Origin of the sequence: Clostridium sp. ATCC BAA-442, from assembly GCF_964239415.1 — a bacterium.
GTDB classification, from domain to species: domain Bacteria; phylum Bacillota; class Clostridia; order Oscillospirales; family Oscillospiraceae; genus Flavonifractor; species Flavonifractor plautii.
The window spans coordinates 24,030-30,374 of the sequence record NZ_CAXSQB010000001.1 but is presented as its reverse complement, the minus strand read 5'-3'; the positions used below and the strand labels follow the sequence as shown (position 1 = coordinate 30,374).

The 6,345-nt window shown below is 63.3% G+C and carries 8 protein-coding genes; 5 read left to right on the top strand and 3 right to left on the bottom strand.

Going from position 1 to position 6,345, the window contains the following annotated elements; translation table 11 throughout:
* Positions 1-328: 328 nt before the first annotated feature.
* From ACESY8_RS00160 to ACESY8_RS00140, 5 genes are all read left to right on the top strand, one after another.
* Entirely contained in the window at positions 329-685 is a 357-nt protein-coding gene (locus tag ACESY8_RS00160) for a PadR family transcriptional regulator (protein ID WP_009261072.1), read from the top strand.
* The gene (locus ACESY8_RS00155; RefSeq protein ID WP_054338786.1) at positions 648-1,835 is read left to right on the top strand and encodes a DUF2812 domain-containing protein; all 1,188 of its coding nucleotides are present in this window, start codon (positions 648-650) and stop codon (positions 1,833-1,835) included. Before ACESY8_RS00160 ends, ACESY8_RS00155 begins: the two co-directional genes overlap by 38 nt.
* Before the next feature lie 4 nt (positions 1,836-1,839).
* Positions 1,840-2,031, top strand: a complete 192-nt coding sequence (locus ACESY8_RS00150) for a hypothetical protein (RefSeq protein ID WP_007490391.1) — start codon at positions 1,840-1,842, stop codon at positions 2,029-2,031.
* Between the two features lie 61 nt (positions 2,032-2,092).
* Positions 2,093-3,331 (top strand): DNA polymerase IV, encoded by a 1,239-nt coding sequence (dinB, locus tag ACESY8_RS00145; RefSeq protein ID WP_054338785.1) that lies wholly within the window; start codon positions 2,093-2,095, stop codon positions 3,329-3,331.
* 35 nt (positions 3,332-3,366) lie between these two features.
* Positions 3,367-4,140 carry a Cof-type HAD-IIB family hydrolase gene (locus tag ACESY8_RS00140; protein ID WP_054338784.1) on the top strand — a complete coding sequence of 258 codons (774 nt, stop codon included), beginning with the start codon at positions 3,367-3,369 and terminating at the stop codon, positions 4,138-4,140.
* 171 nt (positions 4,141-4,311) lie between these two features.
* Here the strand turns inward: ACESY8_RS00140 and ACESY8_RS00135 are convergent, their stop codons facing one another.
* From ACESY8_RS00135 to ACESY8_RS00125, 3 genes are all read right to left on the bottom strand, one after another.
* Complete coding sequence (locus tag ACESY8_RS00135) at positions 4,312-5,151, bottom strand: prolipoprotein diacylglyceryl transferase (RefSeq protein ID WP_498794324.1); 840 nt, start codon at positions 5,149-5,151, stop codon at positions 4,312-4,314.
* A 63-nt stretch (positions 5,152-5,214) separates the two neighbouring features.
* On the bottom strand, positions 5,215-5,499 hold the full coding sequence (locus ACESY8_RS00130; protein ID WP_007490381.1) for a hypothetical protein: 285 nt from the start codon (positions 5,497-5,499) through the stop codon (positions 5,215-5,217).
* 138 nt (positions 5,500-5,637) lie between these two features.
* The gene (locus ACESY8_RS00125) at positions 5,638-6,342 is read right to left on the bottom strand and encodes a zinc ribbon domain-containing protein (protein ID WP_021630208.1); all 705 of its coding nucleotides are present in this window, start codon (positions 6,340-6,342) and stop codon (positions 5,638-5,640) included.
* Positions 6,343-6,345 lie beyond the last annotated feature (3 nt).

The window sequence follows — 6,345 nt, the reverse complement described above, 5'->3', positions numbered from 1 at the left end:
CCCGCCCCCCCCCCCCCCCCCCCCCCCCCCCCCCCCCCCCCCCCCCCCCCCCCCCCCCCCAGCTTGTCGAAAAAGTCCTTTCGACAAGCTGCTGGACTTTTGAACACTTCAAAAAAGTGCTCAAAAGTCGTTTGATTGAACGTGAAAGACAACCCTGACGGTTTTCTTTCACACTATCTTTCCCTCCGAATCCTTCCGTTGGAGGGTTTATCGACAGTCTGCGGCGGATACCTGCCCGGTATCCGCCGTCCTTATGCTTGACAATATCGTCCTTCGATATTACAATATCCATAGACGATATCGAAGCGCGATATCAGGAGGCGAGGCGATGGGACGCAAAATCCTGGAGACCCTGACGGAGTCCATGTTCTATGTACTGATGGCCCTGTTGCGGCAGGCGCGGTGCGGCACGGAGATCGCCGACTTCGTCGCCGCCCGAACCAAAAGCCGGGTGCGGCTGGGGCCGGGCACCCTCTACACCATCCTGGCCAAATTCGAGGAGGTAGGGCTGATCCGGGAGACCGCCGTGGAGGGCCGCAAGCGCACCTACGTCCTCACGGACGAGGGCCGGGCCCGCTACGAGGAAGAGCTTGTCCGCCTGCGGAGCTGTCTGGCGGACGCGGAGGAGGAGAGGAGGGCGATGGACTATGAAACCGAGGACGGTGCGCAGACTGTGCCTGGTTGACGGGATGAACCTGGATCACATCGAGGGCTGGCTGGAGTCCATGGCCGCCCGGGGCCTACACTACGACCACAGTGACGCCTTCCTCTTTCACTTCCGGCGGGGGGAACCGGCGGCGGTACGCTACCGGCTGGAACCCCGTGGTACCCTGGACTGCCCGGAGGGTATGGAGCACTGCCGCACCCTGGGATGGGAGCTGACCGGATACATGGGCAAAGGCTTTTCCCTGTTCAGAACCTGGGAACCAGACGCCCCGGAGCTGCACACCGACCCGGTGGTACGGGGGTACGGGCTGGACAAGCTGGCAAGGCTGGTTCGGTGGTTCGCCACCCCCATGCTAATCTGCGCCCTGGTCATTCTTGCCCTCCCCCTATGGCTCCTTTTGGCCTGGGATGAGCCGGTACTGTCCCTGGTCACCGGAAGCGGGGACAACCTTTTTCTCTGTATCCTGTCCGAGTGGATCGCCATTTATATGTCCTTCCGCTCCTTCTCCTCCTTCTTCGCCCTTCGGCGGCGGCTGCGGGCCGGAAAGGAACCCCGGCGCTCCGGCTGGCGGTGTTCCGCCCACATCAACGCCGCCTGTCTGGCCGGCTCCTTTATCTTGGTGGCCCTCAGCTTTGCCGTCCTGGCAGCCGGGCGTGGCATGCGCTGGGAGGGGGAGACTGCGACCGTGAACCGCCCCTTCCCCGACTTCGCCCTGGAGGAGCTGGAGGGGCGGCCCAGGCTTGAGGCCGCCCCCTCCGTCTGGTCGGTGGAGCGGCGGGGGGTGGACTTGGACAACTATGTCCGCTTCGACTGGTCTGTCCTGGCCCCGGAACAGTATGAGGTGGAACGGAACATGGCGGACGGAGACTACGAGACCAGTTTCCGGCTGGATTGGTACCGTCTCTCCCTCCCCGCCCTAGCGGAGCCTTTTGCACGGGATCTCTTTTCCCGGCACACCTTCTATGCCGAAATCCCGGAGCGGTACACCGTCGCGCCCCTGGACGTGCCGGACACCGACGCAGTTCTGATCACCGAGGAGGGCGGCTTCGGACAGGACGTCCTTCTGTGCCGGGGGACTGTGGTGTTCTATCTGCGCTACTATGGGGATCAAGAGCTGTCCGCCCACCCCGAGCTGCTGGCCGAGCTGGCCCAATTTGACGGGAGGTGAGTCCATGGCGCACCATAACACCGTCCGGCGGTATCCGCCGGTGGACTACTATGATGTGGTGGCGGTGGATCGCTGGCTGGAGCGGATGGCCCTCAACCTCCACGACGGCCCCTATGCGGCCTGTCTGCTCTACGACGGGTCGGGAGAACTGGGCCGCTTTTCCGCCCGCTCCGCCCGGTGGTCTCTTGGGGATTAGAACATGTGTTTGACTTCTCTCGTCCCTTCCCTTATAATGGAGCTGCAAGGAGGCGGACGGTATGGACCGGGTGATTCTGCACTGTGATCTGAACAGCTTTTACGCCTCGGTGGAACTGCTGGACCACCCGGAGCTCCGGGACAGACCGGTGGCGGTGTGCGGCGATCCAAATTCCCGCCACGGGATCATCCTGGCCAAGAACGAGCCCGCCAAGCGGTACAAGGTGCAGACCGCCGAGACCATCTGGCAGGCCCGGCGCAAGTGCCCGGAGCTGGTGCTCCTCCCCGCCCACCACTGGAAGTACCGGGACTACTCCAGGCGGGTCAACGCGGTGTACGAGCGGTACACCGACCTGGTGGAGCCCTTCTCCATCGACGAGAGCTGGCTGGATATAACCGGCTCCCTCCACCTCTTCGGCGGAGACGCCAAGGCCCTGGCCGACGAGATCCGCCGGGTGCTGCGGGAGGAGCTGGGCCTGACGGTATCGGTGGGGGTATCCTTCAACAAGATCTTCGCCAAGATGGGCAGCGACTACAAAAAGCCGGACGCCACCACGGTGATTTCCCGGGAGAACTACCAGGAGCTGCTCTGGCCCCTGCCCATCACCTCCCTGCTCTTTGTGGGGCGGTCGGCCGCCGCCGCGCTGGAGCACTACGGCGTGCACACCATCGGGGATCTGGCCCGCCTCGACCGGGAAGCCGCTGCCTCCATCCTGGGCAGGCAGGGCTGCACCCTCCACGACTACGCTACTGGGGCGGAGCATTCCCCCGTGGTGCCCGCCCGGGAGCAGCCCGGCCCCAAATCGGTGGGCAACGGCCTCACGTTCCCCCGCAATCTGGTGGGCTGGGCGGAGCTCCACGCCGGAGTCACCGAGCTGGCCGACGAGGTGGCTGTCCGCCTGCGGGGCCACGGCCTCAAGTGCACCACCCTCCAGGTAACCATCCGTGACCCCAATTTCAAGGACATCTGCCGCCAAAAGCGGCTGAGCGCCCCCACCTATGTGGCCCGTGAGCTGTCGGAGGCGGCTATGGAGCTCATCCGCGCCGCCTGGAGGGAGAACGCCCCCGTGCGCGCCCTCACCCTCACCGCCCAGGCCCTGGTGGAAGAGGGCGAGGCGGGCGAACAGCTCGATCTGTTCGCCGCCGGCGCCGCCCCCCGCCGGGACAAGCTGGAGAAGCTGGAAAAGGCCATGGACGGCATACGGGACAAATTCGGCCGGGATGCCATCGCTCCGGCCTCCACCGTCCACCGGGACAGGGCCGAAGTCAAAGCGGAGCAGCGCCTGCCCCCGGTGGACTGAATATCTGGATGCCGCCCGGCAGAGGAGGATTCATCATGATCAAGGCCATCTTTTTTGATGTGGACGGAACCCTGCTCTCCCACCGAACCGGCCGGATTTCTCCGCACACAAGGGCTTGTATTCGCTCGCTGCGTGCCGGTGGAACCCTGGTGTTTCTGTCCACCGGCAGGCACATTCTGGAGCTGCGGAGCCTCCCGGTGGGGGAGATGGCATTTGATGGCTATATCACCCTGAACGGTCAGCTCTGCCTGGACAGCAGCCAACGGCAGCTCTCCGGTACTCCGCTGCCGCCGCAAGCCGTGCAGGCGCTGGCAGACCTATTCTGTGCGGATGGCCCGCCCCTCGCCCTGGTGGAGGAGGAACGCATCTACATTAACCGCGTCACCGACGCCGTCCGGCAGGCGCAGGCGGAAATCTCCACCCCTGTCCCGGAGGTCGCCCCCTATACCGGCCGACCGGTCTATCAGGCCACGGCCTTTTGCTCCAGAAAAGAGGAACCCCTTCTGAGGGCTCTGCTCCCCACGGGCTGCAAGCTGGCGAGATGGAGTGAGGGCGGCGTAGACATCATCCCAGAGGCCGGAGGAAAGGCGGCTGGCATGCGGCGCTTTCTCACGCGCTTCGGTCTCTCGCGGCTGGAATGCATGGCGTTTGGCGATGCGGAAAACGACCTCGACATGCTGGCTTACGCGGGAATTGGAGTTGCCATGGGCAACGCCTCGGAAGCGGTAAAGCATGCCGCAGATTATGTCACGGCAAGTGTGGACGAAAAAGGGATTGAACAGGCGCTGCGCCATTTTCGGCTCATCTGAAAAAGCGCCGGGACTGCCGATACCTCTTTAATGGTTCAAAGCCAGGTTCAAATGTAAAATAAGTCTTGTCTAAAAGTCCTCCTGCTGTCATGAAACCGGAAATTTAAACAGCCAGAGCCAGCGGCCCTTTTTGGCGCGTCAGCTCTGACTGTTTCCTCTTTCCTATGGTTCTTATGAATGCGCTGAATCGCTCTTGTCTCTGTTGCCCTTTTGCTGGGATACCCTTTCACGGACGTATTTTTTGAGCTTCCGCCCCGCCACAGGCCACACCAGGGCCAAGGCCAGAACAACCAAGCTGAGCCACTGAGACGTGGAGAGGGGCCCGTACATCCCCCGGGCCGGATCCCCCCGAAACCACTCCAACACAAACCGCACCGGGGCATAGCAGAACACATAGGCCCGGAGCATCTGCCCCGGCCCGGCGGCCCGCCCGGCATACCAGAGCAGAAAGGCGAAAATCACCAGCTCCGCCCCCGCCTCCCAAAGCTGCACCGGCAGAAGAGGCACGCCGTTGGGCCCGGCAATGGCGTGAGTGAATGCTATGCCCCAGGGGGGCGGAGCCGCCCGTCCATAGCAACAGCCGGCGCAGAAACAGCCTACCCGCCCCACGGCGTGCACCAGAGGCAGGGCGGGCACCAGCACCGGGAAGAAGTCGGACAGGCGGAGCCTTAAATATTTGGCCGCCCCCCAGGCCGCCGCCACACCGCCGAAAAAGCCGCCGTAAAACACCATGCCGCCGGAGAGATAGCAGGCATAGAACTCCCCTGGCTCCTCCCAGAGCAGGGGCAGCTCCACAGCCAGCCGGGGCAGGAGGGGGAGCAGGTAGAGTAGCTTGGCCCCCACCAGGGCCCCCACTGCCCCCAAAATATACAGGTAGGCGCAGTCGTCCCGGGACAGTCCGAAGCGCTTGCAGCGCAGCAGAGCAGCCAGCAGGCCGAAGCCCAGTCCGGCCATCCCCAGCACGCCATAGGTGGGCATCAACCGCCCAAAGAGAGACAGATATGGGAGCATGATCGCATCTTTCCTCCAAAAAATGCGGCAGCCACACCGGCTGCCGCATTTCGTTTCCCCTTCTTAGTACAGAGAGGCGCCCAGAATACCCAAACCAGCCGTACAGGCAATGCAGGCCACCAGGGTAATGCCGCCCAGAACTACCGACAGGACAGAGAGCACAAAGCCGGCCGTCCGCAAGCTGTCGTTATAGCCCATGCTCTTGGAGCGCGAGGACACAACAAGGCCGGCGATACCAAGAATCATGCCGAAAATACCGTTGACGAACAGGGCGACCACCAGGCCCACAATACCCAGAATCAGGGAGATCAGAGCCTCATTTTTTCCAGGGATATTACCTTCATTCATCGTGCCGTTCTCCTTTCCTCCACACACCGCTCTCCTGCGCCCGGCCTGCCGCCCAAAAGCGGGATATCCCGCTTTTCGACGTGTTTCGTTCTCTCTCCTATTCTAACTTCCGCGCTGTGGATCTGTCAAGCACATCTTTCAGAGATGGAACCTTCTGCGCGCCTCCTCCCGGAGGGCGGGGACGCGGCGAATAATGATGAGCGGAATCACCATTCCGATGCAGATGGTGAGCACCACCAGGGACCAGGACGGGCTCCACAGTTGGTGCAGCCAGCGGTCCACAAAAAACTCCATTCCGAACACAAAGACTCCAATGCTGCCGATCAGAATCGTCAGCGTAGTGAGGGCCGACCGGCGGTAGACCCGCAGCACCAGCCCCAGCAGGAGAAGGATCGCCCCGCCCCACAGGATGATGGGGGCTGCCAGCCCCAGGTACCAGTCCCCCCCATTGAGATCCACCGAGATCAGATAGACGTACAGGGCCACCGCCGCGATGTCCAGCAACAGCCGCAGCAGCAGGTGCATCCCCCGGGCCAGCAGCGGCGGCACCAGCCACAGCCACAGCATGGCCGCCGCGCCGATGACGTACAGCGACCAGGTCCTGTCCGCCCGCAGAAACAGATTGAGTACGCCGCAGCACACCGCCACCGAGGCGAGCATGGCGGTAATGAGCAGCGCCACCTCCTGTTTGGCCGCCGGCGCCACCTCCCCCCGCCGGGTGGGAAAGGGCTTGGGGGAGACGGTATCCACCGGTTGGCCGGGGTCCAGAACCCGCGTATGGCACAGAGGGCAGAAGGACGCCGTGGCGTCCAGCTCCACGCCGCAATGAACACAGTAAGACATATG